This window comes from Brevibacterium sp. JSBI002, from assembly GCF_026013965.1.
GTDB lineage: Bacteria > Actinomycetota > Actinomycetes > Actinomycetales > Brevibacteriaceae > Brevibacterium.
On sequence record NZ_CP110341.1, the window covers coordinates 3,135,014 to 3,161,965 of the forward strand.

The 26,952-nt window shown below is 66.0% G+C and carries 22 protein-coding genes; 8 read left to right on the forward strand and 14 right to left on the reverse strand.

The genetic code is table 11. The annotated features are described in order from the left end of the window. Positions 1-5 precede the first annotated feature (5 nt). The 14 genes from LJ362_RS14270 to LJ362_RS14335 all read right to left on the reverse strand — a co-directional run bounded on the left by LJ362_RS14270 (position 6) and on the right by LJ362_RS14335 (position 17,276). Positions 6-1,016 carry a S66 peptidase family protein gene (locus LJ362_RS14270; RefSeq protein WP_264799695.1) on the reverse strand — a complete coding sequence of 337 codons (1,011 nt, stop codon included), beginning with the start codon at positions 1,014-1,016 and terminating at the stop codon, positions 6-8. Continuing rightward, complete coding sequence (locus LJ362_RS14275) at positions 1,009-2,664, reverse strand: ATP-binding cassette domain-containing protein (protein ID WP_264799696.1); 1,656 nt, start codon at positions 2,662-2,664, stop codon at positions 1,009-1,011. The genes LJ362_RS14270 and LJ362_RS14275 overlap by 8 nt, the downstream gene beginning before the upstream one ends. Next, the gene (locus tag LJ362_RS14280) at positions 2,664-3,647 is read right to left on the reverse strand and encodes an ABC transporter permease (protein WP_264799697.1); all 984 of its coding nucleotides are present in this window, start codon (positions 3,645-3,647) and stop codon (positions 2,664-2,666) included. The genes LJ362_RS14275 and LJ362_RS14280 overlap by 1 nt, the downstream gene beginning before the upstream one ends. Further along, entirely contained in the window at positions 3,647-4,807 is a 1,161-nt protein-coding gene (locus tag LJ362_RS14285) for an ABC transporter permease (RefSeq protein ID WP_264799698.1), read from the reverse strand. The genes LJ362_RS14280 and LJ362_RS14285 overlap by 1 nt, the downstream gene beginning before the upstream one ends. Positions 4,808-4,897: 90 nt before the next feature. Further along, entirely contained in the window at positions 4,898-6,718 is a 1,821-nt protein-coding gene (locus tag LJ362_RS14290) for an ABC transporter substrate-binding protein (RefSeq protein ID WP_264799699.1), read from the reverse strand. Between the two features lie 183 nt (positions 6,719-6,901). After that, complete coding sequence (locus LJ362_RS14295; RefSeq protein WP_264801858.1) at positions 6,902-7,804, reverse strand: hypothetical protein; 903 nt, start codon at positions 7,802-7,804, stop codon at positions 6,902-6,904. Further along, positions 7,774-8,454 (reverse strand): hypothetical protein, encoded by a 681-nt coding sequence (locus LJ362_RS14300; protein ID WP_264799700.1) that lies wholly within the window; start codon positions 8,452-8,454, stop codon positions 7,774-7,776. Before LJ362_RS14300 ends, LJ362_RS14295 begins: the two co-directional genes overlap by 31 nt. A 167-nt stretch (positions 8,455-8,621) precedes the next feature. Then, positions 8,622-10,442, reverse strand: coding sequence for a PucR family transcriptional regulator (locus LJ362_RS14305; protein WP_264799701.1), 1,821 nt, complete (start codon positions 10,440-10,442; stop codon positions 8,622-8,624). Positions 10,443-10,591: 149 nt separating this feature from the next. Next, complete coding sequence (locus LJ362_RS14310) at positions 10,592-11,350, reverse strand: response regulator transcription factor (RefSeq protein WP_264799702.1); 759 nt, start codon at positions 11,348-11,350, stop codon at positions 10,592-10,594. Then, on the reverse strand, positions 11,350-12,810 hold the full coding sequence (locus tag LJ362_RS14315) for a histidine kinase (protein WP_264799703.1): 1,461 nt from the start codon (positions 12,808-12,810) through the stop codon (positions 11,350-11,352). Before LJ362_RS14315 ends, LJ362_RS14310 begins: the two co-directional genes overlap by 1 nt. Before the next feature lie 104 nt (positions 12,811-12,914). Then, on the reverse strand, positions 12,915-14,279 hold the full coding sequence (gene gabT, locus LJ362_RS14320; protein WP_173151177.1) for a 4-aminobutyrate--2-oxoglutarate transaminase: 1,365 nt from the start codon (positions 14,277-14,279) through the stop codon (positions 12,915-12,917). Between the two features lie 207 nt (positions 14,280-14,486). Then, entirely contained in the window at positions 14,487-15,698 is a 1,212-nt protein-coding gene (locus tag LJ362_RS14325) for a YgfZ/GcvT domain-containing protein (RefSeq protein WP_264799704.1), read from the reverse strand. Between the two features lies 1 nt (position 15,699). Further along, positions 15,700-16,299 (reverse strand): FABP family protein, encoded by a 600-nt coding sequence (locus tag LJ362_RS14330; protein ID WP_264801860.1) that lies wholly within the window; start codon positions 16,297-16,299, stop codon positions 15,700-15,702. A gap of 173 nt (positions 16,300-16,472) precedes the next feature. After that, a complete protein-coding gene (locus tag LJ362_RS14335) occupies positions 16,473-17,276 on the reverse strand; it encodes an ammonia permease (protein ID WP_264799705.1) in 804 nt (267 codons plus the stop codon). Positions 17,277-17,406: 130 nt separating this feature from the next. Between LJ362_RS14335 and LJ362_RS16980 the strand changes: the two genes are divergently transcribed. The 8 genes from LJ362_RS16980 (at position 17,407) to pstB (ending at position 26,934) form a co-directional block, all read left to right on the forward strand. Beyond that, complete coding sequence (locus LJ362_RS16980) at positions 17,407-18,312, forward strand: winged helix-turn-helix domain-containing protein (RefSeq protein ID WP_320109129.1); 906 nt, start codon at positions 17,407-17,409, stop codon at positions 18,310-18,312. Continuing rightward, on the forward strand, positions 18,309-19,283 hold the full coding sequence (gene mshD, locus LJ362_RS14345) for a mycothiol synthase (RefSeq protein WP_264799706.1): 975 nt from the start codon (positions 18,309-18,311) through the stop codon (positions 19,281-19,283). Before LJ362_RS16980 ends, mshD begins: the two co-directional genes overlap by 4 nt. 4 nt (positions 19,284-19,287) lie before the next feature. Then, on the forward strand, positions 19,288-21,432 hold the full coding sequence (locus LJ362_RS14350) for an RNA degradosome polyphosphate kinase (RefSeq protein WP_264799707.1): 2,145 nt from the start codon (positions 19,288-19,290) through the stop codon (positions 21,430-21,432). Then, positions 21,429-22,403, forward strand: a complete 975-nt coding sequence (locus LJ362_RS14355; protein ID WP_264799708.1) for an NUDIX hydrolase — start codon at positions 21,429-21,431, stop codon at positions 22,401-22,403. Before LJ362_RS14350 ends, LJ362_RS14355 begins: the two co-directional genes overlap by 4 nt. Before the next feature lie 306 nt (positions 22,404-22,709). Next, the gene (gene pstS, locus LJ362_RS14360) at positions 22,710-23,810 is read left to right on the forward strand and encodes a phosphate ABC transporter substrate-binding protein PstS (RefSeq protein WP_413774257.1); all 1,101 of its coding nucleotides are present in this window, start codon (positions 22,710-22,712) and stop codon (positions 23,808-23,810) included. Positions 23,811-24,054: 244 nt separating this feature from the next. Then, complete coding sequence (pstC, locus tag LJ362_RS14365; protein ID WP_264801861.1) at positions 24,055-24,945, forward strand: phosphate ABC transporter permease subunit PstC; 891 nt, start codon at positions 24,055-24,057, stop codon at positions 24,943-24,945. Between the two features lie 5 nt (positions 24,946-24,950). Beyond that, positions 24,951-26,099, forward strand: coding sequence for a phosphate ABC transporter permease PstA (gene pstA / locus LJ362_RS14370; RefSeq protein WP_264799711.1), 1,149 nt, complete (start codon positions 24,951-24,953; stop codon positions 26,097-26,099). A 55-nt stretch (positions 26,100-26,154) separates the two neighbouring features. Continuing rightward, complete coding sequence (gene pstB / locus LJ362_RS14375; protein ID WP_264799712.1) at positions 26,155-26,934, forward strand: phosphate ABC transporter ATP-binding protein PstB; 780 nt, start codon at positions 26,155-26,157, stop codon at positions 26,932-26,934. The last annotated feature ends 18 nt before the right edge of the window (positions 26,935-26,952 follow it).

A 26,952-nucleotide genomic window follows, 5' to 3' on the forward strand; every position in this document is an offset into this window, starting at 1 on the left:
TTCGTTCATGCCTGCCCACTCGCGCGATCCACCCACAGCCGCGGCCGTTCCCCGGGCTCCGCCTCGAGCGAGACGTCGACGCCGAGTGGGGCACTCGGCGCATCGGGATCGTGGCCGAAGCCCATCTCCGACACGATCGGTATTCCCAGACTGCCGAGGTAGTCGATCATCAGCGCCTCCACCTCGTGGACGGGCGCGCAGTCCTCCCATGAGCCGAGCACCACCGCATCCGCCGAGGTGAACCACCCGCCGCGGACCAGCTGCACCATGAGATTGTCGAGCCGGTACAGCTCTTCGTCGACGTCTTCGAGCATGAGGATGTTCGGACCCCGACGGTCGCGTCGTTCCCGCACGTCGATGAGCTCGGGACTGCCCATCCCAGCGGCGATGAGACTGAGATTTCCCCCGCCGAGGCGGCCCTTCGCCGACCCCGGAACCAACGTCTGGGCCCGGCTGAGCGGGCGGGCTGCGTCTACTGCGGGGAAGCCGAGTTCGCGGCCGCCCCAGGGACGGAACAGCCAGGAGGCCACCTCGTCGGGGACGACCGTCGAATTCTTGAACGGGTCGTTGCCGACCATCGGGCAGAACAGGGTCGCGACACCGAGGTGATGGTCCCAGGCCTGGTGGAGTGCGGTGATGTCCGAGGAGCCGGTGAGCAGCTTGGGACGGCCGTCGCGGCGCAGCATGTGCCGGCGCATGAGGTCGAAGTCGATGCCGTCGAGCAGGCGCATGGCTCCGAACCCTCCGCGGAGCGCGATGACCGCATCCGTGTCCGGATCGCACCAGGCGTCGTCGAGGTCGGCCCGGCGCTCGGCGTCCGTGCCGGCCAGATACTTCACCCGCGGATGGCGGGCGCGGATGTGCTCACCGGGCACAACGCGCAGCCCCCAGGATTCGAGCTGAGCGATGGCTCGTTGCAGCGATTCCTCGTCGGTGGGTCCCGACGGCGCGATGAGGCGAACGTTGTCGCCGGCGGCCAAGGGTGCCGTTTCGAGGTAGGGGCTCGGCTTAATCATTCCTCACCAGACTCTGACTTCCCAGTCGGGGAACCGCGGCGAGCAGCTCCTGCGTGTATTCGTGCTGCGGATCGGACAGCACCTCATCGACCTCACCGTATTCGACGATCTCCCCTCTTCTCATCACGGCCACCGTATCTGCGATGTTCCAGGCCAGGCCGAGGTCATGGGTGATGATGAGCGCACTCATTCCTAGGTTCTTCTTCAGTGCGAGGAACAGCGAGAGGATCTCCCCGCGCACGGAGGCGTCCAGCGACGCCACCGGCTCATCGGCGATGAGCACCTGCGGGTCGAGCGCCAGTGCGCCGGCGATGACGACGCGCTGCCGCTGTCCACCGGAGAGCTCCTGCGGAATCGATTCGAGGTAGTCCTCGGCCGGGGTGAGTTCGGCGGCTTCGAGCGCGCCGACGACCCGCTCGTACTCCCGATCCTTGATTCCCTGTACTTTCAAGCCCTCAACCACGGCTTCGTACACGCTGCGCTTGGGATTGAGCGATCCGGCCGGGTCCTGCAGAATCATCTGCACCTGCCGCCGAAACGTCCGCCGCTTGTTCGCCTTCTTCGGCAGAGCCTTGCCCGCGAACGACAGCTGCGAACCCGCTTCCACCTCCTGCAGACCGAGCAGCGACCGTGCCAGAGTCGTCTTCCCCGAACCGGACTGGCCGACGACGGCGAGGATCTCCGCCTTCCGCAGCTGCAGATCCACACCGCGCACCGCACGTTCTCGGCCCCGGCGGGTGTCGAAGGAGACGCTGAGGTTCTTCGCCTCGAGCACCACCTCATCCGTCATGGTGAACGGTTCGGACAGGGCCACCTCGGCGGGTTTGAGTGTTCGGGGGTTCAGCCGGGATTCGAGGTCCCCGATCTGCGGAAACGCACCGGCGAGCTGCTTCGTGTAATCCTCCTGCGGAGACAGGCACACTTCGTCGCTGGGACCGTATTCGACGAGGCGGCCGTGGCGCATGATCGCAAGATTCGCGCACACGGCGGAGAGTACGGCGAGGTCGTGGCTGATCATCAGCAGCGAGATCCCACGTTCGGCGACGAGGCGGGCCAGACCGGACAGGATCTGCTTCTGCACGATGACGTCGAGAGCCGTCGTCGGCTCGTCGGCGATGATGATATCGGGTTCGCAGGCGAGCGCCATCGCGATCATGATCCGCTGCTTCTGCCCGCCGGAGAGCTCGTGCGGATACGCGCTCGACTTCGATGCCTCGAGGTTGACCTCGGCGAGGAGTTCGAACATCCGGTCCCGGCGCTTCTGCGGAGTCGTCCACGTGCCCTTCGAGTGATGTTCGAGGGCTTCGATGATCTGGCTTCCCACCTCGCGGACGGGATTGAGAGAGTGCAGAGCGCCCTGGAAGACGATCGAGGCCTGAGCCCACCTGACAGCGCGGATCTGGCCGAAGCTCAGCTCCCGGATGTCCTGCCCGCCGAGGAGGACCCGCCCCTCGAGGCGAGCCGACTTCGGCAGCAGGCGCAGGGCCGACATGATCAGGGTCGATTTCCCCGACCCGGACTCGCCCGCAATGCCCAGAGTGGCACCGGCGGGCAGGTCGAGGCTGACGTCTTCCACGGCGACGACATCGCCGCGGTCGGATGAGGAGCGGTAGGTGATCGAGACGTTTTCGAAATGCAGATCGGTCATCAGCGGCTCCTCAGGGCGGGGTTGATGATGGCCTCGAAAGCGCGCCCGACCATCGTGAACGCGAGCACGACGAGCAGGATCGCGATTCCTGGGGTGAGCACGTACCACCAGTAGCCGGAGGTCGCCGCGGACACGTCCATCGAGTTCTTCAGGATCGTGCCCCACGATTCCTTCGACGTGTCCCCGAGGCCGAGGAACGACAGTGTGGATTCGGCGATGATCGCCCCACCGACGGTCAGCGTCGTGTTCGCGAGCACGAGCGGCATCACCGCCGGCAGCAGGTGCCGGAACAGGATGTGGGAATGACCGGCACCGAGGATGCGCGCCCGTTCGATGTAGAGCCGAGATTCGACGCTCAACGTCTGCGACCGCACGATCCGTGCGGTCGACGCCCATGAGGTCAGTCCGATGGCGACGACGATCGTGAAGACTCCGCGTTCGAGGACGGAGGAGAGCACGATCGCGAGCAGCAGGGACGGCAGGACGATGAAGAAGTCGACGATGCGCATGATGATTCCGCCGAACAGTCCCGTGAAGTGACCGGCGGCCAGGCCCATGATGGTGCCGATGACCATCGACATCACGGTCGCTGCGACGCCGACGAGGATCGACACTCGCGCTCCCCAGAGGATGCGCACCCACAGCTCCCGTCCCAGGTCGTCGGTGCCCAGGGGGTGGTCGAGGCTGGGCGGGGCGTAGCGGGGCACGTCGAGCTGCTTCGTGACATCGAGCATCGAGGCCGGGGCGATGAGCGGGGCGGCGATCGCGATGACGATGAAGAAGAGGAGCACGACGGCGCCGATGAGAGCCGGGACGTCGGAGCGGAAGAGTGCCCAGTTCTTCTTCGCGTTGTTCAGTCGACGTTCGCGCACGAGCTTCGCGCCGTCGACGGCGGGGGTCGATCCCCGTGTCACCGAACCACGCGGATTCGGTTCGTTCGATGAGGGGCCGGGGGCCGCCTCGGCGGGGGTGTTCGCGCTCATCAGGCCCTCCTGACGCGGGGATCGAGGAATCGGTAGACGATGTCGGCAGCGAGGTTCATCACGATGATGATCGCCGAGAACACGACGAAGGTGCCCTGCAGCAGCGGCAGGTCGGGGCCGCGGATGGCTTCGAAGGTGAGTTTGCCCAGTCCCGGCCACGAGAACACTGCTTCGACGGTGACGGCGCCGGCGATGAGTCCGCCGATGTGGAGGAAGACGACGGTGACGGTCGGCAGCAGCGCATTGGGCACGGCGTGACGGCGGCGGACCTCATCCTCGGTGAGTCCTTTCGCGCGGGCGGTCGTGAGGTAGTCCTCGTTCATCTCCTCGAGCAGGGAGGCGCGCATGATCATGAGGAACTGTGCATAGACGACTGCGACGAGCGAGACGACGGGGAGGATGAGGTGTTTGATGACGTCGATGATTCCGGCCGGTGACCACGGGTCGAGGCCGGGGGTGATCATGCCGCCGGTGGGCAGCCATTGGAGGGTGCCGCCGAAGATCATGAGCAGGATGAGGCCGAGCCAGAACGTCGGCACGGACCAGAAGATCAGCGAGGTCGAGGACGCGAGCTTGTCGAACAGGGAATTGCGGCGCCAGGCCGAGATCTGTCCGAGCCACAGGCCCAGGACGATGGCGATGACGGCCGCGGTGGCGGTGAGCAGCAGGGTCGGGCCGAGGTATTCGCCGATGAGCGCCGACACGGATTTCCGGTACACATAGGATTCGCCGAGGTCGCCGGTGACGATGCCGACGAGGTAGTCCCAGAACTGGACAATGACGGGTTTGTCGAGTCCGTACTGGCTGCGCAGCTCGGCGATCTGCGCCGGGGACATCGGCCGTTCCTTCGCGATCTTGAGCACGGGATCGCCGGGCAGCATCCGGAACGCGAAGAAGCCGAGCACGATGACGAGGACCATCGAGGTCGCGGCCCCGCCGAGCTTGCGCAGGAAGTAGCGGGTGAACGATCCGCCGGCCGGTGGTTCGTCCATATCGACGGCGGCGGGGTTCGCCGGGTCGGCGGGGTTCTCGTCGGCAGTTGCCGCGGATCCCCTCGCCGAGGCGGGACTGGGGTTCGTGGGGCCGGTGCCCGGGTTCGCCGTGCCCGTCCCGCGGTCAGGGCGATCCCCGGAATGGGGATCGTGGGTGGGTGTGCTCACTGTGGTGCTCCAGGTGGTGGGGACGGGACCGTGGGCCCGGGTGCCGCAGGTGGTGCGGGTGGTGCGGCACCCGGACTGTGGGTGTGGGGACTATTCGCGGTCGTCGGACTTCTTGCGACGGCTGAGCAGCCAGCCGCCTCCGCCGAGGACGACGATGACCGCGGCCGCGATGCCGATCCAGCCGCCGGCGCCCATTCCGCCGCCGGTGGCTTCCTCTTCGCTGACGGGTTCGACCGAGGAATATCCCCAGTAGCCGACCTGGTTGGCGATAGCACCGCCGTCGCTGGGCTGTTTGGTGAAGTTGTCGAACCGGTCGGAGCGGTAGGCCTCGAGCTGGTTCGGGTACCACAGCGTCACCGAGGGGGCTTCCTCGTAGTGGATGGCCTGGGCCTTCTGCACGAGGTCCTGACGCTTGGCCTGGTCGAGCTCGACGTGCTGAGCCTGATAGAGCTTGTCGAATTCCTTGTTGCACCAGCCGTCCTGGCTGGTGCCGCCGTTGCCGTCGGCGTCGGGGCGCTGACCGCAGGTGTTGATGCTCAGCTGGTAGTCGGGATCGGGATTGATCGACCAGCCGGAGAAGTACATATCGTAGTCGCCCTTGGTGGTGCGTTCGGACACCGTGTCGACGTCAGAGGACTCGTTCTTCAGGTCGATGCCGATGTCCTTCATCCACGGTTTGAGGAACTTCGCTGTGCTCTGCTCGATCGGCGCGTCGGCGTCGGTGAGGAAGCGCAGCTGCAGCTTCTCACCGTCTTTCTCGCGGATGCCGCCGGATCCTTCCTTCCAGCCGGCGTCGTCGAGGAGCTTCTTCGCCTCGGCCACGTCGAATCCGCTGATGACGGAGTTGTCGGATTTGAGTGCCCAGTCCGGGTAGACGGCGGGAATGAAGCTCGTGGCCGGCTGCGCATAGTCCTGCATGACCTGTTTGCGCAGGGTCTCGGTGTCGATGCCGGCACGGATGGCCTGCCGGACCTTCTTGTCCCCCAGCGCCTCATTGCCGGTGCCGAATTCCTTGCCCTTGGCGTCGGCGACTCCCGGGTTGATGGAGATTCCGTTGAAGCGGCGGCCGTTGCCCTCGTTGAGTTCGACGTTGTCCGCGTTCTCCAGCGCCGTGAACTGGTCGGGGCTGAGCCCAGTGATGAAGTCGACTTCGCCGGAGCGGATCGCCTGCACCTGCGCATCGGAATTCGTGTAGTAGCGGTACTGGATCTCGTCGAGCTTCGGCTTGCCGCGCCAGAAGTTCGGATTCGCTTTGAGCGTGATCGACTTGTTCGCCTCGTAGCTCTCGAGCTGGAAGGGTCCCGAGCCGACGGACTTCTCATCGTTCTTGAATTCGCCGGGCTTGTCGATCTTCGACCAGACATGCTCGGGCACGACGGGGATCTCTTGGCCGGGGTTGTTCGCCTGCGGCTTCTTCAGGGTGATCTTGACGGTGCCGTCGTCGGGGGCCTCGACCTTGTCGAAGTTCTCGACGAGGCTGCCGTTCGCCACCGCCATCTCTTCCTTCTCCATCATCTGGTTGTAGGTCCAGGCGACGTCTTTCGAGGTCAGCGGTTCACCGTCGGACCATTTCATGTCCGGACGGATCGTGTAGGTCCAGACCTTGCCCTCGGAGTCCGTGTTCCATTCGGTGGCGAGTCCCTCGGTGATCGAACCGTCCTTGGCGTCGTTGGCCACGAGGTTCTCGTACATGTACCGGAAGGTGTTCGTCGGCACGAGGTAGAAGGACGTGAACGGGTTGAAGGAGTCGATGAAACCGTCGGTGGCGATCCGCAGCACGTTCTCGGAGGCCGGAGCCTCCGAGGTGGCGGCCTGCGCCGGGGAGGTGGCCATCGATCCGGCAAGGGCGAGTGCTGCGACGCCGGCCAGGCACCGTTGCCAGCCTCTGCGCAGTGAGTGTGAAGTGAACATCTTCGTCTTTCTTCTCGTGCGGTGATTCACTTGTCCTCCCCTGACCCGGGTGAATCGGGGTGTTCTCCCGGGTCAGAGCAGATGTGTCCTCCATCACTCTACGTTCGAAGTGACGTGAAAACGGCACAACAACACACAAATATGCCAGCCGGTCACTGTGCAGATGCCACAGGCGACTCGAAATCAGCTGCCGTGGGCGAGGGGGTCGGCAACGGTTTCGCGGTTATCCGAACTCAGCGGGCGGCCGTCCGGGCTCAGCCCGCGGTTCGCCTGGCTCAGCCCGCGGCCGTCCGGACTGAGCGCAGGGTTGTCCGGACTCAGCGAGCGCAGCTCGGCCTCGCCCGCCTCGGCGAGGATTTCAGCGATCGTCTGCCCGCGGCGGATGATGCTGAACGCGATGCCGCCGTCGGGAGCAGTGCGGTAGCCGAAGATCGGCACCCGCGGGAGCAGATTGTAGGAGAACGGATTCGAGAAGTAATAGGCACCCGTCTCGGGCACGGCGACGAGGTCACCCGCGTCGAGACGCGGCAGCATCCGATCCCGGGCCAGGAGGTCGCCGGAGAAGCAGGCGGGTCCGGCGACGTCGGTCGGGACGACCTCGGTGTCGGCCTCTTCGGCGGTCTTGGGGTTCCCGTCCGAGGTGAACGGCAGGATCCGCAGGGGCCAGTCGTTCGGGGCATAGGCGGTGCGGGTGGCGACCTGGACGCCGGCCTGGGTCATGACGATGCGGCGCCCGCCGGTGGTCTTCGCGTATTCGACGCGGGTGAGGATGGTGCCGGCCTTGGCGAGGAGGGCGCGGCCGAATTCGGTGACGATGTCGAAGCCGAACAGGCCCGGCACCTCCTCCTCGAGCACCGAGCGATAGTCGGCGAAGGTCGGGTTGATGTCCTCACCGTCGAAGTTCACCGACAGTCCCCCGCCGATGTCGATGCGCGTGATCTGCCTGGTCGAGGCACGGGAGTTGATCTCCTCGGCGAGGTCGACGGCGGCGCGGATTCCGACGGCGGCCTTGTCGAGGCTGATGCCCTGCGAACCGGAGTGGACGTGGATCTGGCTCAGCCAGGGGCGAGCGAGGTAAGCCTCGATAAGGGCCTCGCGGCGCCCGGGTCGGCGAGTCCGATACCGAACTTCGAGGTTTCGGTGGCGGTGCTCAGGGCGCCGATCGCACCCGTGCCCGACTGCGGATTGATGCGGATTCCGATTTGGGCCGAGGCGGGCGCGGCGTCCGTGACGGCCGTGCTGTTCCGATCCGCCAGGATCGTGTCGAGGCGGGAGAGTTCGTCGAAGTTGTCGACATTGATCGAGACGCCGAGGTCGACGGCCCGGCACAGTTCGGCCCAGGTCTTGGCCGGGGAGTCGAAGACGATGCGGTCGGGTGCGAACCCGGCCGAGAGGGCGAGTTCGAGTTCGCCGGGGCTGGCGACCTCGCAGCCGGCTCCCGCTTCGGCGAACCGGCGCAGCAACGACGGCAGCGGCACCGCCTTGCACGCCACTGCGTGGAGCACCTCGCGATCTGATGCGAATGCCGAGGTCAGCCGGTCGAAGGCGGTGTCGACCCAATCAAGATCCATGAGTCCGAGCACAGCCGCCTCATCGGTCAGCGCCGGGACGGAGTCCGATTGCGCGGAAGCGTTTGCCGGCAGTGGGGGCACCGAATCCGATTGTGCAGGAGCCGAATCCGACTGCGCGGAGGCATGTGCCGACTGTGCCTGAGCGGCTGCGCTGTGAGGCGACACGCTGTTCTCCGCGATCGTTCGGATTGCTCGGGCGCGACGGTTCGGAATCGCATGGTGATGACTGGGCATAACGTCCTTCGTTCGAGATCTGTTGTCACTTTAGGACGGCTGACCTCGAAGAACGCACGATAATTCGCCAATGTTCGCAGAAGCTGATTGTAGGTTTCTCACGACCGGTCGTGAGCGAGCACGGAGAGTTCGAGCCAGAGCCGCTCGGCCGGTTCCGCCGTTGAGAGTCCGGTGATCTCCTCGATGCGGCCGAGACGGTGTCGCAGCGAATTCGTGTGCACATGAAGTCGGCGAGATGCCTCGGCCGAGTTTCCGACTGTGGCGAAGTAGACGCGCAGGGTCTCGAGCAGGCTGCCGTTGTGCTGAGAGTCGTGAGCTGCCAGTGCCTGCGCCGGACCGAGTACTCCTGCGCCCGACTGAGCCCGCTGGCCGGTGGGTGCTCGTCCGTCGGCCGGTCCGGGCCCTCCGCCGATCACGCGCTCATCTGCGGCCAGCAGCGTATCGGCGACCTGCAGACCCACGACCCTCGCTGCCACGTCGCGGATGGTCGCCCCGACGATTCGGCCGTGAGTACTCGAACGTCGATGCGTAACCGAACTCTTCTGTGGGGGCGGGTCCACGTCCTCGTCGTCCGCGCCAGGCCCCGCCTCGGTGACAGCCTGCACAGCGTCGACGACGTATGCGGCTTCGGTCCACGACCGGTGCACGGCATCGAGGCGATCGACCGGGGTGCCGGCTCCGAAGCACAGGGTCTCCGACTTCGGCAGGGACCTGCGCAGAGCGGCGATGACGTGATCGCGCACCTGTTCGGCGTTCATCGGCTCGCTCATCTGCACCAATGCCGCGAGGTGGACCCGCTCCCCGGTTCCGGATCGACCCATGCTGACATCTGCCGGGCCGACAGGGACAGAACCATGTCCGGCGTGTGCGGCACCGGCAGAGCTCACCTGCGCGAGCACGGCATCGGCAAAGGCAGCCCGCAGATGGAACCGCAGGACGGGCTCTCGGTCGGGGGCCACCTCGGTGAAGGCAAGGACGCAGAAGCTGCCCGAGAACGGCAGCGACAGCAGGGTCGCCGACGGCCCGAGATCGGCCGAACCGGCGAGGATCCCGCCGAGAGCCTCCCGGCGGATGCGCTTCTCGAACGGTGACCGGCGCAGGGTCCGCAGCATCACGGGCAGGGCCGCGCGGGCGGCGTCGCGCAGCACCTCGCGCAGCGGTTCGGGGTCGACCTCGGCCGGGTAGGCCGCCCAGATCGTCCCGATGAGTTCGCCCTCGCTGCGCAGGGCGATGACCGATCGAGCCGGTGATGTGCCTTCGGCGGGACGTTCGACGACATCGGTGGAACGACGGATCGTGTCGAGGAACCCGGATTCCTCGAGTTCGGCGATCCGCCAGTCGGGAATGGCCCCGGACAGGATCGTCTCGCGACGGATCTCATCGAGTTCGTCGCCGAGGTTCGCATGCGCGAGCACTCGCGAGGCCGGGTCCTCGATCGTGATCGACGCGCCCGTGGTTTCGGCGATGACGGCGGCCAGGGCGCTGAGGTCGTCGACATCAGGCCAGGCCAGGGCGCTCGTCGCCCCTTCGATGAGCTGTCGCAGATGGACGAGGATCTCCGACCACGTCACATGCGGCGATCGTTCGAGGAGGACCGGAGCCCGGCCCGCACTCCCCCGCAGGTCGGCCCCGTCACCGAGGTGGCTGTGCGTTCCGGGCGGGACTACAAGAGCGGCGGCTCCCGCATAGTCGGTCAGCACGGAATCGAGCCCGGCAGGGCTGCGCACCGGCTCGGTGACGAGGACGACTGTGCCGTTCAAGGAGCCGTGGCCGGCCGCCTCGGTGGAAGCGGCTGGCAGGTCGAAGCCGAATTCGACTCGCGCGACCGCGACGTCGTCGGCCACCTCCGTCAGCGGCAGGAGGAACCCCTCCGTATCCCGGATCAAGCGGGACAGTCGCGGACTCGAGGTGTCGGTCATGCTCCCACTGTAGTCAACGACCGACCGTGGTCGGGAGGATCTGCGTCAACGGAACCGATCGCCTCGGCGGGTGGGATGAACCGGACGGGTCAGCCGCCTCGGCGGGGTGGGGTTGAGTCGAATCAGCCAGCCGCCTCGGCGGGGGCAGATCATTCCGGAGAGAAGAATTTGAACTGGAGGGCGCGGACGACGAGCTGGGCGAGATTGCGCGCCCCCAGTTTGAGGCGCAGGTTGCGGGCGTGCGACTTCATGGTGGACATGGCCACCGATTGGTCGGCGGCGATCTCCTCGTAGCTGTGGCCCTGGCAGAGCAGGGTGAGCAGCTCCATCTCGCGGGCGGTCAGCTGCGGTGCCGCGTCGGGGGCGTCGGGCAGGGGATCTCCGCTGATGACGATGTCCTCGGCCAGCCCTCTGAGCAGTTCGGGGCACTCCCCCGCCGAGGCAGCCCGCACGATCGAGACAAGCTCCCGCTCCCCGGCCGTTTTGTTGACCACCGCGAGTGCGCCGGCCTCGAGTCCGCGGGCGATTCCCGGCCCGGGAGACACGGTCGTCAGCAGCACGACGCGAGCGTCGGGGTCGAGGTCCATGATCGCCGCCGTCGCATCGACGCCGCTCATTCCCGGCGGCATGTTGACGTCCATGAGGACGAGGTCGGGACGCTCGGCGTCGAAGGCGGCGATGGCTTCCTCCCCGGAGTGGACGGGGTCGAGCACAAGAAAGGAACCCGCATCATCGAGCGCCTGAGCCACTGCTCGCGTCGTCCACGAATCGTCATCGACGACGAGCACGGAGGTGCGCGCGGAGGTGCGCTCGGCGGGGTCCGAAGTGTCGTCCCGATCGAGCGATGGGCTGGTTGTCGGGGTCGACTCCGCACCCGTGGATGGGGCCGGCTGGTGGTGCGCAGTCATCAGGCGTCGACCTTTTTGCGGTCGCCCTTCTTGCGGCGACCTCGGCTGCCGAGGCCCGTCGCCCCGCTTGTATCCGGCACGGAGTCACCGCTGCGATCGGTGGCGGGTGCACCGGCAGACCGTGCCTCTGCAAGTGGCGACTCAGCACCAGCAGCCGCGGCATTTGGTGCTTCGGTACGTGACGCCACTGCACTGGTCTCGAAGTCGTCATCGACGACGTCGATCATATCGGCGGCAGAGGTGGCCTGCGCGGACGGGGAGACGAAACGGACCGGCAGGGCCACCTCGACGACGGTTCTCCTCCGTTCATCCTCGTCCACCCGACAGACGCCGCCCACGGCCGTGGCCCGGCGGGACAGCGACCTCGGCGCCTTGGTCAGGGTGGTCGGGGATTCGTTCGTGCTGCGGCAGAGCAGTTCGGCCCGGTCACCGCGCTCACCTCGCATTTCGACGGCGAGGGTGGCGGGGGTGCCCGGAACGGAGTGGCGGATGACGTTCGTGGCGAGCTCGAGCATCACGGCCCTGAAATGGTGTGACAAGGTGCCGGTCGCGTGGGTCGGCAACGGGGAGAGCTCGGTGGTCAGCGGAACGGAACCGGCCGCGCACCCGTCCTCGATCGCGGTCGTCAGCTGCTCCGCCTCGGCGCGGAACCGGACCCGGGAGGTGGCGGAGTCCCCGGAGCAGGCCTCGGTCTCCCACCTGCTCAGGCTCGTCACCAGCTGTCGGAGCCGTTTCGTGGCTTCGGCGTTGACCAGGGCCAACTCGGCGAGGAGGCGGTCCGCGCTCTCGGAATCGGTTTCCTTCGCCAGGGTGCGGATGATCGCGGATTCGGTGGTCAGCGAATGTGAGATGGTGTCGTGCATGTCGCTGGTGAACCGGGCGCGCATGGCGTCGAGTGATTTCTGGTGGTCGACGGCGGCGCGTTCGCGGCGGTCGATCTCACTGCGGATTCGGGCCTCGACGAACGACGCGCACAGGCCGAGGATCGAATATGTCAGCCAGCCGTAGCCGAGGTCGGTGAGACCTTCGAAGCCGGCATCATAGGATCCGAGTCGGGTCGATGCGCCGAGGTAGACGGCCAGTCCGACGGTGCCCAGCGCGAAGCCGACCCAGCGGCGGCGGCTGATCAGGACCGCGGTGGCGAGGATGAGCGCCTCGGGGAACATGTTCTCCAGGTCCGGATAGAGCGTGGAGAACGCGATGCCCAGTCCGGTCGACGCGATGACGATGCTCAGCGGCAGGAAGCCGGCTAAGACGATGAGTCCGTAGGCGAGGATGAGCAGGCCTGCGTAGCGGGGTTCGGTGATCTCGAAGGACCCGGGCACCAGGATCGTCAGACCCATGATGAAGGCCAGCAGACGGATCGGCAGATCGATGAAGCGCGGCCCCCGAAGGAAGTGCCACACTCGGGCCGGAACGCTCGCTGACGTGCCGGTCGCGCTGTCGATCTCTGAAGTCATGGGCTCTATTGTGCTACAACTGCCTCCCCCGAACTACCTGACGGCGGCCCAGCAACCTCGCGCGAGGTTGCTGGGCCGCCGTCAGGTAGCAATTGGGAGGAGGGTCAGCCGAGGAGTTCGGCGAGGGCTGCCTCGATGACGTCGAAGGCATCGCCCAGAAGCTCGTCGGAGATCGTCAGCGGCGGCAGGAAGCGCAGGATGTTGCTGAAGGTTCCCGTGGTGAGCACGAGGACGCCGTTCTTCGCGCAGTAGTCCGCGATCTTCTTCACGAGATCCGCGTTCGGCTCGATCGAATCGTGCTCGACGAACTCGGCGGCGATCATAGCACCGCGGCCGCGGATGTCGCCGACCTCGGGGTACTTCGACTGCAGCTTCGTCAGGCGGTCGACGATGATCTCACCGATAGCCAGGGCACGCTCCGGCAGTCCGTCCTCTTCGTATGAGGCGATGGCGCCGAGCGCTGCGGCACAAGCGGCGGGGTTGCCGCCGTAGGTTCCGCCGAGGCGGCCCGGTCCGACCGAGTCCATGATGTCCGCGCGACCGGTCACGGCCGACAGCGGCAGACCGCCCGCGATGCCCTTGGCCGTGGTGATGAGGTCGGGCACGATGCCCTCCCACTCGGAGGCGAACATCTTGCCGGTGCGGGCGAATCCGGCCTGCACCTCGTCGGCGACGAAGACGATGCCCTTCTCGCGGGCGTAGTCGACGAGCGTGGGCAGGAAGCCCTCGGCCGGGACGATGAAGCCGCCCTCACCCTGGATGGGTTCGATGACGATCGCGGCGACGTATTCGGAGCCGATCTGCTTCTCGATCATCGTGATGACGCGCTTGGCTGCGTCCTCACCGCTGATCTTCGTGCCGGCCGCATCGTTGTCGCGGTACGGGTAGGACATGGGTGCGCGGTAGACCTCACCGGCGAAGGGACCGAAGCCGGCCTTATAGGGCGCTGCCTTCGCAGTCATCGCCATGGTCAGGTTGGTCCGACCGTGGTAGGCGTGGTCGAAGACGACGACGGCGTCGCGACCGGTGTGGGCGCGAGCGATCTTCACAGCGTTCTCGACGGCCTCGGCACCGGAGTTGAGCAGCACGGTGCGCTTCTCGTGGTCACCCGGAGTGAGGCGGTTGAGGGCTTCGGCGACCTCGACGTAGCTCTCGTAGGGGTTGACCATGAAGCAGGTGTGGGTGAAGGCCTCGAGCTGAGCCTTCGCGGCCTCGACCACGCGGGGGTTCGAGTTGCCGGCCGTGGTCACGGCGATGCCCGAGCCGAGGTCGATGAGCTGGTTGCCGTCGGCGTCCTTGAGGATGCCGCCGCCGGCCGCGACCACGTAGGCGGGCAGGCTCGAACCGACACCAGTCGCCACGGCTGACTTGCGACGTTCCTCGATCTCACGGGACTTCGGTCCCGGAATCTCGGTGACGATCTTACGTTCCTGCGGCAGAGCTTCGCCGCCAATTTCCAAAGCTGTCATAAGGGGAAGAATAGGGGTTACCGACGCTTTTTGTCACTTGCCGTCCGAGGGCTGGGCAGAAGCGCCCGCAATGGAGAGACGAACGCACGGATTCGGACCAGTTCGGGTACGAAATCCGCAGCCGTTCATCGACCGTCGAATCCCCGAGTCGGACCGTCGACACCGAAGGCAGAAGCAGCCCCTGGCCGCGCCCAAGACTCGCTGTGATCAGCGGTTCTGACTGCGGGCGTCGACGTCCCTGTTCCGTTCCGGAAGCACGCGCTCGTGCTCGCGCATCGGCACGACGATCGTCTCCTGAGCACCGATGACGCGTTCGCCGTCGCCGATTTCGAAGCTCAGCTGCACCTCGGGGGCGAGGTTCCGTTTGACCACGGCCAGACCGATCGGCCCGAGCTCCCAGTGCACGGTCACCGAGGTCAGCGTGCCCACGGATCGTTCGGATCCGCGGACCTCGGCAAGCACCTCGGTGCCGGGATCCGGGGCGATGTGCCCGGACCCGTCGAGATGGACAAAGGTCAGACGCCTGGGCGGCTGACCGAGATTGTGGACGCGTGCCACCGCTTCCTGACCGCGGTAGCAGCCCTTGGCCAGGTGCACGGCCGTGCGCAGCAGGTCGAGTTCGCCGACGAGGGCCTTGTGATCGATTTCGTTCCGGCCAGGTCGCCAGGCGGCGATCCGCAGGGCTTCCCAGGCGTCGAAGCCGGCCATGTCGAAGCTGTTCGCCGACAGGCCCTGCAGGTCGGAGCGCTTGACGATGCCGATGACGAACGGAGTCTCGAGACCCGGGTGGTCGGTTCCGGCGACGTCGTGCCCGATGTCGATCTGCGCGTAAGAGGCCGAACCGCTTCCGATGTGCGGCCACGGATCGGACCAGGTCCGGGTGACGGGCAAGGTCTCCGGCAGAGCGGTGATGGCGCCGAAGCACTGATAGTCGTCGCTGAGGTCCTCGATCTCGACGCGCATCATGAAGACCATCTTGCGCAGGAAGTCCAGTGTCGCGTCGGTGTTGAGGTCGCTGATCGCCCACAGCGCCTCACCGTCGTCGACGAGCTTCAGCCAGCCTTCGATGCGACCGTTCGGATCGAGCACGAGGGTTTCGGTGGACACTCCGGGGGCCAGGGTGTCGATCTTCTGCGTGGTGATCGAGTTCAGCCAGGTCAGACGGTCGGGTCCGCTCAGACGCAACACGCGGTGATGAGCGAGGTCGACGAGACCGTCCTTCTCCTCGAGCACGCGCTGCTCTCGCAGAGGAGCTCCGTAGTGGATGGGAGTCTCGGCGAGGTCGCCGGCCCCGAGCACCGCGGTCGAGCTCAGTCCGCGGGCCAGCGACGAGCGCCGAACCGCCTCGGTGGGGGTGTCGGTGTTCTCCGGCGACGGCGAATCGTTGAAGTCAGAATTCGGCGACACGGGATCAGTCATCTTAAGACAGCTTCTTCAATCTGGCAGAGGAGTGGGAGGCGAGTTCGTGGCCCATGGCTGCCATGTCCCAGGCCCACATGAGTTCGCCGCCGACGAGGCCGTACATCCGCGTCGAGGCGGTGTACTCCTTCGCGGTGTTGGTCCTGGCCACCACATCGGTGGCCAGATCGATGCGCGGTCCCTTGACGGTGCCGGCGTAGAGTTCCATGACTCCGTGCGGGTGGACGATCTCGGCTTCGATCTCGAAGGCGTCGTCGTTCGTGCGCAGCGTTTCGACCGCTGCGGCCGAGGTGAAGGACTGCGGTTCGGTCGGCACCATCATCCCCGGGCCGACGTCGCCGTCGTCGTGCTGACGCACGAGCTGCCAGATTCCGGTCTCGAGAGTCAGGGTCGACTCGAGATCACCGGACTCGCTGAGCAGCCACGCATGCGCGGTGTACTGGAGGAAGGGCGTACCCTCATGCGCGACGAAGTCGATGCGCTGGCCGAACTGCTTCTCAGGAGTGTCCGCATAGCCGACAACACCGACGCCTTCCCACGACCCGATCAGCCAGGACAGCGGGACGAGCTCGGGATGGACCGAGGCATCGAGTTCGATCACCATCAGGGATCAGCGGTTGTCTTTGAACAGCGCCGTGACGACCTTGACCCCGACACCCAGGGCGCCGAGTGCGGCAATGCCGACGAGGCTGGAGAAGACGATTTCGAGAGCAACAAGATTTTCCATGCTCCCAGTCTACAGTTCCTGACAAAGTGATGTGCATTCAGCCCAGGTCAGGAGGCGACGCGTTCGAGTGCGTAGACGACGACTCCGCCGAGAGCGATCGGAGCGGCACCGAGGGCGAGCTGAACGGCGAAGCTGCGAGCCTTCTCGACGTTCTTCTTCACCTCGATGTTCTGTGAGGCCTCGAGGTTGGCGGCCTGGAACTTCGCATAGGCGACGAGCCCGAGCATCCGATCGACCGCTGCCACGAGCAGGCCCATGATGACACCGAGGATGAGCGCCATGGCCAAGGAGATCGCCGGTGCGAACACGAGCACAGACAGGATCCCCGCCACGGCCGTGGACATGGCGATGGCCAACGGCGAGGTGTAGATCGCCGGCCACGGCAGCGCGGTCATGCACTGCGCCACGATGAGCGAGGCGAGGCCGATGACGATGGCCTCCTTGTCACCGGGGACCGTGATCGCCGCAACCCAGGTGCTCGCGGACAGGACGATGACGAGACCGGAGACCTGCGCGGACACGTTCGCCACCGCATAGGAGGCACCGATTCCGCGGGTGAGGTTCTGCACGAAGGTCCACAGCAGACCGAGTCCCGCGAGCACGGGCAGCCAGTCGAGGTAGGGAGCCGTTGAGTCCTGCCAGGCGGCGTAGAGTCCGCCGACGCCGAAGAGGGCGAGCATGATCGAGGTCGCCCGCGGCTGCGGGGAGTCCGTCAGACGCGGCCAACCATAGGCGACGCCGAAGACGATGAGCCCGGTCGCCAGCAGGAACAGCGTATAGCCCCAGTACACGGAGGCACTGAGGGCCAACACCAGCACCAGGGCGACGGCTACTCGAATCCATCTGATCACAGCACTATCGTGCCTTATCCGGCGACACCCACGGTAACCACCGGCGGCAGCGCGTCGGAGCTGCCCCGGCCGGGGCCTCGCTATACTCTTCCTCAGAGGACGGGCGAGACAACGGGCGCCGAGGAGGTGGATGCAGCACATGCGGATTCTGCACATCTGCCCCACGGCCAGGCTCGACGCCCCGCTCGCTCCCGAATCTCTGCAGTACCTCGGTCACCAGATCGACCGCTGCGCCGCCGAGGACCTGCCCAGCCGCCGGGCCGAATCCGCCGCGGTCGACGTCGTCATCGCCGACGCCTGCCTCGATCTGTCCCTGGCCCCGCGCATCTCCGACTTGCTCGCCGAGGCGCGGATCACCGCCCCCGTCATCGTCGTCCTCGGGGAGGGCGGACTGGCGACCGCCTCGGCGAAATGGAACGTGTCCGACCTCATCCTCACCACTGCCGGCCCCGCCGAGGTGGAAGCGCGGCTGCGCGTGGCCCGTGACCGTCACGCCGCATCCTCGTCAGCTCATTCCGGCAGCGGATTCCCCGGCGGATTGCATGCCGGGTCCGGCCCGCTCGGCGCGAAGGGCGACGCCGGGGGCCGGGGACCGGTTCGCACCGGACGCGGCCCCGTCGGCACCGCCCGAGGAGGCGGACCCGGAACGTCTGGCCGCCTCGGCGACACGGGCGAGGAAATGTGGAATGCCGATGGCGAACCGATGGTCGTCGTCACCGGGGATCTGCGCATCGACGAGACGGCGTTCACCGCCGAGCTCGGCGGACGCAGCCTCGACCTCACCTACCGCGAGTTCGCCCTGCTGAAGTTCTTCGCCATGCACCCCGAACGCGTCTTCACCCGCGACGACATCCTGCTCGCCGTGTGGGGCGACGACTACTTCGGCGGCACCCGCACCGTTGACGTGCATGTTCGCCGCCTCCGTGCGAAACTCGGCAAAGACCTTGAGAACGCCATCCACACCGTGCGCAACGTCGGCTACCGCTTCAGCGCCGACAGCGTCACAGACACAGATTCAGAGGACGTGACGGCATGAGAATCCAGGCCAGCGGAGCAATCACCTCCACCCCGATCGACACCCTCACCGAGGATGAGCTGAAGTTCCTCGATGACGTGGCGGCCACCGATGGCGCCCCCGAGATCTCCGGCGGGCTCATGGCCGTTGCCACCGGTGAGGACACCGCCCACGAGGCGCAGACCGCCTCGAGCGTCTGGCGCGTGTTCGACGGTGAGACTCTCATCGGGTTCGGAATCCGCGCCCTGCAGGGCGATCGTCACGCGGCCGAATTCCTCATCGCCCCCGACCATCGCGGTCAGGGCCTGGGCGAACAGCTGCTGAGAACGATCCTCGACGAAGAGCCCGAAGCCTGGTGCTGGTCGCACGGTGACCATCCGGCTGCTGCCCACCTCGCGCAGAAGTACGGTCTCGGCCGTGACCGGGTGCTCTATCAGATGCGCACGGACACCGGGCTGAGTCTCGACGCCCTCCCCGAGACGCGGAGCCCCGAAGGGGTCGAGATCCGCTCCTTCGCTCCCGGCGACGAGGACGGCTGGCTGACCGTGAACAACGCCGCTTTCGACTGGCATCCCGAACAGGGCGGCCAGACCCGCGCCGATATCGATGCCGTCGTCACCGCTGCGGACTTCGACCCGACCACCTTCATCATCGCCGCCCGCGATGGCGAGGTCATCGGATTCCACCAGACGAAGATCACGGACACGGATGATGAGGGCCGCCTCGGCGAGGTCTATGTCGTCGGGGTCGATCCGCGCATCCACGCCAAGGGCGTGGGCAAGGCGCTGACGGTCGAGGGAATGCGGCGGATGGTGACCGCCGGCGCCGAGACGATCGAACTCTACGTCGAATCGGACAACGCCCCGGCGCTAGGCTTGTACGAGCGACTGGGTTTCCATGTCGCGGTCGCGCACGTGGCCTATGCACCGGCCTCCGCAAAGGTCACCGGCACTGATTCTGCGAGCACGGCGTCGACGGACGAGAAGGAGTAGAGCGTTGTACGACATCGCGGCTTCGGGTAAGGAGCTGGGACTGCCCGACCCGGCAGATCGCTTCCTCGATCGTGAACTCAGCTGGCTGGCCTTCAACGAACGCGTCCTCGATCTCGCCTCGGATCCGGAGATCCCGCTGCTCGAACGCGTCCGATTCCTCTCGATCTTCGCGACCAACCTCGACGAGTTCTTCATGGTCCGCGTCGCCGGTCTCAAACGCCGCATCAACACCGGTCTCGCCGTGCCCAGCGTCACCGGCCGCATGCCCGCGCAGGTCATGCACGATATCGGGGTGCGCGCATTCGAGCTGATGAGCCGGCATGCCGCCCTGCTCAAGGACGATATCGGTCCCCGCCTCGACGCGGAATCGATCACGAAGGTCCAGGTCGAGGACCTCACCGAGGGTGAGCGCCACCGCGTCGACGAATTCTTCTTCGGCCACGTCTACCCCGTCCTCACCCCGCTGGCCGTCGATCCGGCGCACCCGTTCCCGTACATCTCGGGTCTCTCGCTCAACCTCGGCGTGCTCCTGCGGTCGCCGGAGACGGGCAAGGAGTTCTTCGCCCGCGTCAAGGTTCCCCCGCGCCTGCCGCGGTTCTTCAATGTCGCCGAGGCGACCGACCGACCCGCCGGACGCGACGTCCCCGCCCGCTTCGTCGCCCTCGAGGACATCATCGCCGAACACCTCGGGACTCTGTTCGACGGCATGGAGATCGTCCACCATTCGACCTTCCGCGTGACCCGCAATGAGGACCTCGAGGTCGAAGAGGACGATGCGGAGAACCTGCTCAAGGCTCTGGAGAAGGAGCTGCTGCGCAGGCGTTTCGGTCCGGCCGTGCGGATGGAGATCACAGAGAACATCCACCCCCGCGTCCTCGAGATGCTCAAGGACGAACTGGGCATCCACGACTCGGAGATCTACCACCTGCCGAGCCCGCTGGACCTGTCCGGCATGTCCGATATCGCCGATGTGCCGCGCGATGACCTGCACTATCCGAAGATGGTTCCACAGATGAACAAGGACCTGTCGCTGCGGGAATCCAGCGACCAGGTCGACGTCTTCGACGCGGTGGCCAGCCGGGACATCCTCCTGCACCACCCCTACGATTCGTTCTCCACGAGCGTGCAGGCCTTCCTCGAACAGGCGGCGTCGGACAAGAACGTGCTGGCGATCAAGCAGACGCTCTACCGCACCTCCGGGGATTCGCCGATCATCGACGCCCTCGTCGATGCCGCACAGGCCGGCATCCAGGTGCTCGCCGTCGTCGAGATCAAGGCCCGGTTCGACGAGGAGGCCAACATCACCTGGGCCCGCAAGCTCGAGCGCGCCGGCGTCCATGTCGTCTACGGAATCGTCGGGCTCAAGACCCATGCGAAGCTCTCCCTCGTCGTCCGTCAGGAGGCTGACGGGCTGGCCCGGTACTGTCACGTCGGCACCGGCAACTACCACCCGAAGACCGCCCGCGGCTATGAGGACTTCGGGCTGCTGACACGTGATCGGGCCGTCGCCGATGATCTGACGAAGCTGTTCAACCAGCTCTCCGGCTATGCGCCGAAGTCCGAATATTCACGGTTCCTCGTCGCCCCCAGCAATGTGCGCACCGGACTCATCGACCTCATCGACTCCGAGATCGCGATCGCACAGTCCGGCGGAGCGGGGCAGGTGCGGATCAAGGTCAACTCGATCGTCGACGAAGCCATCATCGACGCCCTCTACCGGGCATCCCAGGCCGGGGTCGCCGTCGAAGTCTTCGTCCGCGGAATCTGCGCTCTGCGCCCGGGCATCGAAGGTCTGAGCGAGAACATCACCGTGCGTTCCGTGCTCGGACGCTTCCTCGAACACTCCCGCGCCTTCGTCTTCGGCAACAACGGCGACCCGATCGTCTACATCGGTTCGGCAGATATGATGCACCGCAACCTCGACCGTCGGGTCGAAGCGCTCGTGCAGATCGTCGATGACGGTCACCGGGCGGAGATCATCGAACTCTTCGATCTTGTCTTCGCCCCGACCACCTCGGCATTCGATCTGTCCAGTGACGGCAGATGGACCCGGCGGACTCACGACGACGAGGGCGGCATCCTCGCCGACTATCAGACGGAGCTCATCCGTCGGCACCGGAATCGTCGGCGAATCGGGGATGAGGCGTGAGTCAGTCCGAGGTCGCCTCGGCACAGGCGTCATCGCGCGTCACCGCCGATGTCCTGGCCGCCGGGGCCGTCTGCTGGAGACACGGCCCGAAAGGTCTCGAGGTGGTGCTCATCCACCGCCCGAAGTACAACGACTGGTCGTGGCCCAAGGGCAAGGTCGACCCGGGTGAGACGCTGCCGGAGGCCGCGATCCGCGAAGTGAAGGAGGAGACGGGGTTCGACATCCACCTCGGCATCCCTCTGCCGTCGGCCGAGTACACGGTCGGCAAGAACACGCTGAAGAAGGTCTTCTACTGGTCGGCCGAGGTCAAGGACGAGGCGGACTTCGCCCCGGTGAACAAGCGAGAGGTCGACACGGCCGGCTGGTTCCCTGTCAACAAGGCCCGGTCGAAGCTGACGTCGTTCGCGGACCGGGAACAGCTCGACGCGCTGGAGAAGTTCGCTGAGACGGAGGCCCTGCGGGCGTGGCCGCTCATCCTCGTCCGCCACGGGAAGGCGTTCCCGCGGGCGAAGTGGTACGAAACCGAGCATGTGCGGCCCCTGCTCAAACTCGGCACCCGACAGGCCATGGCACTGACCGGGCTGCTGGGAGCCTGGGGCGTCCGCAAGCTCGTCTCGAGTCCGTGGAAGCGCTGCATGGCGACGCTGACTCCGCTGTCGGCGGCGACGGGCAAGTCGATCAAGAAGGTGTCGACGCTCAGCGAGAAGGCCACCGCTGCGAACCCGGACAAGACCGCCCGCTATATCGAGAAGCTGCTGGCGAAGGGCAAACCAGTCATCTACTGCACGCACCGGCCGGTGCTGCCCACGATCTTCTCCGTCTATGCCGCCCATGCCCCGAAACGGGTGGAGGCGAAGCTGCCCAAGGACGATCCGTATCTCAAACCCGGTGAGGTCCTCATCGCCTATGTGCGACCCGGTCCGGTGCCGCGCATCGTCGAGATCGAACGCGTCCGCCCCATCGACAGCTGACCGCGGCGCACGACCCACGAGCGAGCCGATTCTCAAGGTCGAGCATGCGCACTGGGTGGGCCGCCTCGACGGTCGAGCACGCGCGTTGGCCGGGCCGCCTCAGCGGGGGAATGCCGGTCCCGACAACGATCCTTTCATGAAACCGACGAAATCTGTGATCGAGCACTCACGACGGTTCCAACCCTTCGCCCCTCATTCACCTTCCATTCACGTTTCAACTCCTTGCACTTCACGCGTGATCCTTAGCGTGGATGACGAGCAATCGAGAACTCTCGAGCTGTGTCCACAAACATGAAAGGCATCTTCGTGAAGATGAAGCATCTCGCCCCCTCCGCTGCGATCCTCGCGGTCGGCGCCATCACCCTCTCGGCTTGCGGCGGCCAGTCCGCCACCGGTGAAGAGGCCTCCGGCGGCAGCAGTGACCTGCAGGGCACCCTGACCGGCATCGGCGCCTCCTCGCAGAAGGCAGCCATGGATGCCTGGACAGCGGACTTCACCTCGCAGAACTCCGGTGTGACCGTCAATTACTCCCCCGACGGATCGGGTGCCGGCCGTGAGCAGTTCCTCGCCGGAAACGCTCAGTTCGCCGGTTCCGATGCCCACCTCGACGATGAAGAGGTCAAGGCCGGAGAGGAAGCCTGCGGCGCCGACGGAGCCTATGAGTTCCCTGTCTACATCTCCCCCATCGCTGTGACCTTCAACGTCGAGGGCGTTGACGAGCTCAACCTCTCCCCCGCAACGATCGCGAAGATCTTCAAGGGCGACATCACCAACTGGAACGACGAGGCCATCAAGGCCGACAACCCGGACGCTGACCTCCCGGACCTCAAGATCACCGCCGTTCACCGCGCCGATGACTCGGGCACCACCGAGAACTTCACCGAGTACCTCAAGGCCACCGCCGAGAAGGACTGGGACGCCGAGGTCGACGGCAACTTCCCGAAGGAGTACGGCGGCGAGGCTGCGCAGGGCACCGACGGAATCATCCAGACCGTCTCCGACACCGACGGAGCCATCGGCTACGCGGATGCTTCGGCCGTCGGTGAACTCTCCACCGCCAAGGTCAAGGTCGGTGAAGAGTTCGTCGAGCTCTCCCCCGAGGCCGCTTCGAAGGTCGTCGACGCCTCCGAGAAGGTCGAAGGCCGCAGCGAAGGTGACCTCGCCTTCGACCTGGCCCGCGACACCACCGAGTCCGGCGCCTACCCGATCGTGCTCGTGTCCTACCACCTCGTCTGCTCGTCCTACGAGGACCAGGAGACCGTGGACATGGTCAAGGCCTGGGAGAAGTTCGTGGTCTCGGAAGAGGGACAGAAGTCCGCTGCCGATTCCGCCGGATCCGCACCTCTGTCGGACGACCTGCGCAAGCAGATCGAAGAAGTCATCGACTCGATCAAGGTTGCAGGCTGATTTCAGCCTTTGACCTGGAGAAATAGCCAGTCGGGAGCGGCGCAGGAGCCCTGCGCCGCTTTTCCGCGCCTATGGAACCACCCTGGTTCCACCACAAGTCACATGAGGAGTACTTGTGCCGATCAGCACAGAGACCACTGAGTCGGGCCCCGCAGGGCCGGGCTCCACGCCCGAGTCCGGGCAGAAGCCGCCGCAGACCCCGGCAGCTCGGCAGCCGAAGGCCGTCGTCCGGCCCGGCGACCGCATCTTCTCCGCCGCCACGCTCATCGCCGGCATCCTGATCCTCGTGATACTCGCCGGAGTCGCCCTGTTCCTTCTGGCCCAGTCGAAGGACACCATCACGGCGCAGATCAGCGATCCCTCCCAGATCACCGGCGGCAAGGGCTTCTTCTCCTACGTCTGGCCGCTGGTCATCGGCACGCTCATCTCCGCGGCCATCGCGCTGATCGTCGCGACTCCCTTCTCGCTGGGCATCGCGCTGTTCACCACGCATATGGCCCCGCGCAGGCTCGCTCCGATGCTCGGGTACGTCATCGACCTGCTCGCTGCCATCCCCTCGGTCGTCTACGGCCTGTGGGGCATCGCGCTGGCCGGCAACCTCACCGGTTTCTACCTGTGGCTGTCGAAGTGGTTCGGCTGGATTCCGATCTTCGCACCGGCCGAGGACGGATCCGTGTCGCAGACGGGCCGCACACTCCTCACCGCTTCGCTCGTGCTCTCGATCATGATCCTGCCGATCATCACCTCCCTGACCCGAGAGATCTTCCTCCAGACCCCGCGTCTGCAGGAAGAGGCGGCACTGGCCCTCGGCGCCACCCGCTGGGAGATGATCCGCATGGCTGTGCTGCCCTTCGGCAAGTCCGGGATCGTCTCGGCCACGATGCTCGGCCTCGGCCGCGCCCTCGGTGAGACCATGGCCGTGGCCATGATCCTCTCGCCCGGCGTCCTCACCGCCTCGCTCGTGGTCAGCGGCAACCAGACCATCGCGTCCGAGATCGCGCAGAACTTCCCCGAGGCCGCAGGGCTGCGCCTGTCCGAGCTCATCACCGTCGGCCTCGTGCTCTTCGTCATCACCCTGCTGGTGAACATGGGAGCCCGCGCCATTGTCGCCCGCACCTCGGTGAAGGGAAGTTGAGAACCATGCCCACCACGAACACCACCACCGAGGCGGCCGTGTCGAAACCGGCGAAGCTCACCTCCAAACAGCTCCCGAAGGCCACCCCGTGGATCGTCGCCGTCGCCTCGATCATCGTGGCGATCGTCATCAGCTTCATCGCCTTCGGCGGCTTCAACATCCCCGTCGTCGCCGTCCTCGCCGGCCTCATCAACGCGATCGCCGTCTTCGCGGTCTCCGCGTCCTACGAAGGCCGCCGCAAGGCCGTCGACCGGATCGCGACCACCATCGTCACCTCGACGTTCGTCCTCGCATGCGTTCCCCTCATCTCGCTGCTGTGGCTGACCGTGTCCAAGGGAGGGGCCGCCATCAGCGGCGACCTGCTCACCCGCACCATGCTCGGCATGAAGGGCGTCCTCGATCAGCAGTACGTCGCCGGTGAGGCCACTCTGGCCGGCGGCTTCTACCACGCCATCGTCGGCACCGTGCTCATCACGCTCGCCGCCTGCGTGATCTCGATTCCGATCGGCGTCCTCACCGCCATCTACCTCGTCGAGTACTCGAACAAGAACCGCCTGGGCAAGGCGATCACCTTCCTCGTCGACGTGATGACCGGTATCCCCTCGATCGTCGCCGGTCTCTTCGCCTTCGCTCTGTTCTCCACGATCGCGAATGTGCTCATGCCCGGTTCTGCGGGAATCGCCAAAACCGGTTTCACCGCCGCCGTGGCACTGTCGGTGCTGATGATTCCGATCGTCGTGCGCAACACGGAGGAGATCCTCCGCCTGGTGCCGATGGACCTGCGCGAGGCCTCCTACGCACTCGGCGTGCCGAAGTGGAAGACGATCGTGAAGATCGTTCTGCCCACCTCGGTGTCGGGAATCCTCTCCGGTGTCACCATCGCCATCGCCCGCGTCATCGGTGAGACGGCACCCATCATGGTCACCGCCGGGTTCGCCAAGACGCTCAACTGGAACCTCTTCTCCGGTTGGATGTCGACGCTGCCGACGTTCATCTACGACTCGCAGCTGCGCCCGGTCTCGCCGGGAGCCGCCGCCCTGGCCAGCTCGGAACGCGCCTGGGCCGCAGCCCTTGTGCTCGTCGCCCTCGTCATGGTGCTCAACCTGCTCGCCCGCATCATCGCGAAGGTGCTCGCACCGAAGGCCGGACGCTGACCGGCGACTGCCCACAGACCTCCAGACTCACCCATTTCCACGGATAGGAAACACAATGTCCAAGCAGATCGACATCAAGGATCTCGACATCTTCTACGGCGACTTCCGCGCCGTCGACGGAGTGCAGATGCAGATCAAGCCGCGCTCCGTCACCGCCTTCATCGGCCCCTCGGGCTGCGGCAAGTCCACGGTGCTGCGCACGCTGAACCGCATGCACGAAGTCATCCCCGGCGCAAGCGTCTCCGGTGAGGTCCTCATGGACGGCAATGACATCTACGGTGCCGGCGTCGACCCAGTCAACGTCCGCCGCGAGGTGGGCATGGTCTTCCAGCGGGCGAACCCGTTCCCGACGATGAGCATCAAGGAGAACGTGCTCGCCGGTGTGCGCCTGAACAACAAGCGCATGTCGAAGACCGAAGCCGACGATCTCACCGAACGTGCCCTGCGCGGCGCGAACCTCTGGAACGAGGTCAAGGATCGCCTCAACCTGCCCGGCTCGGGTCTCTCCGGCGGTCAGCAGCAGCGTCTGTGCATCGCCCGCGCGATCGCCGTCGAACCCGAGGTCCTGCTCATGGACGAACCGTGCTCGGCTCTCGACCCGATCTCGACCCTGGCGATCGAGGACCTGATCAACGACCTCAAGGACAAGTACACGGTCGTCATCGTCACTCACAACATGCAACAGGCGGCTCGTGTGTCCGACAAGACTGCGTTCTTCAACATCGCCGGCACCGGCAAGCCCGGAAAGCTCATCGAGTTCAACGAGACCTCGACGATCTTCTCGAACCCGGACAAGGAAGAGACCGAGAACTACATCTCCGGTCGCTTCGGATGATCTGAAGGCGCGCCCACC

Bases quoted from the DNA above. Each gene is read 5' to 3' on its own strand.
- LJ362_RS14270 (WP_264799695.1), bottom strand. From the start codon at position 1,016: ATGATTAAGCCGAGCCCCTACCTCGAAACGGCACCCTTGGCCGCCGGC.
- LJ362_RS14275 (WP_264799696.1), bottom strand. From the start codon at position 2,664: ATGACCGATCTGCATTTCGAAAACGTCTCGATCACCTACCGCTCCTCA.
- LJ362_RS14280 (WP_264799697.1), bottom strand. From the start codon at position 3,647: ATGAGCGCGAACACCCCCGCCGAGGCGGCCCCCGGCCCCTCATCGAAC.
- LJ362_RS14290 (WP_264799699.1), bottom strand. From the start codon at position 6,718: ATGTTCACTTCACACTCACTGCGCAGAGGCTGGCAACGGTGCCTGGCC.
- LJ362_RS14305 (WP_264799701.1), bottom strand. From the start codon at position 10,442: ATGACCGACACCTCGAGTCCGCGACTGTCCCGCTTGATCCGGGATACG.
- LJ362_RS14310 (WP_264799702.1), bottom strand. From the start codon at position 11,350: ATGACTGCGCACCACCAGCCGGCCCCATCCACGGGTGCGGAGTCGACC.
- LJ362_RS14315 (WP_264799703.1), bottom strand. From the start codon at position 12,810: ATGACTTCAGAGATCGACAGCGCGACCGGCACGTCAGCGAGCGTTCCG.
- gabT (WP_173151177.1), bottom strand. From the start codon at position 14,279: ATGACAGCTTTGGAAATTGGCGGCGAAGCTCTGCCGCAGGAACGTAAG.
- LJ362_RS14325 (WP_264799704.1), bottom strand. From the start codon at position 15,698: ATGACTGATCCCGTGTCGCCGAATTCTGACTTCAACGATTCGCCGTCG.
- LJ362_RS16980 (WP_320109129.1), top strand. From the start codon at position 17,407: ATGCAGCACATGCGGATTCTGCACATCTGCCCCACGGCCAGGCTCGAC.
- mshD (WP_264799706.1), top strand. From the start codon at position 18,309: ATGAGAATCCAGGCCAGCGGAGCAATCACCTCCACCCCGATCGACACC.
- pstA (WP_264799711.1), top strand. From the start codon at position 24,951: ATGCCCACCACGAACACCACCACCGAGGCGGCCGTGTCGAAACCGGCG.
- pstB (WP_264799712.1), top strand. From the start codon at position 26,155: ATGTCCAAGCAGATCGACATCAAGGATCTCGACATCTTCTACGGCGAC.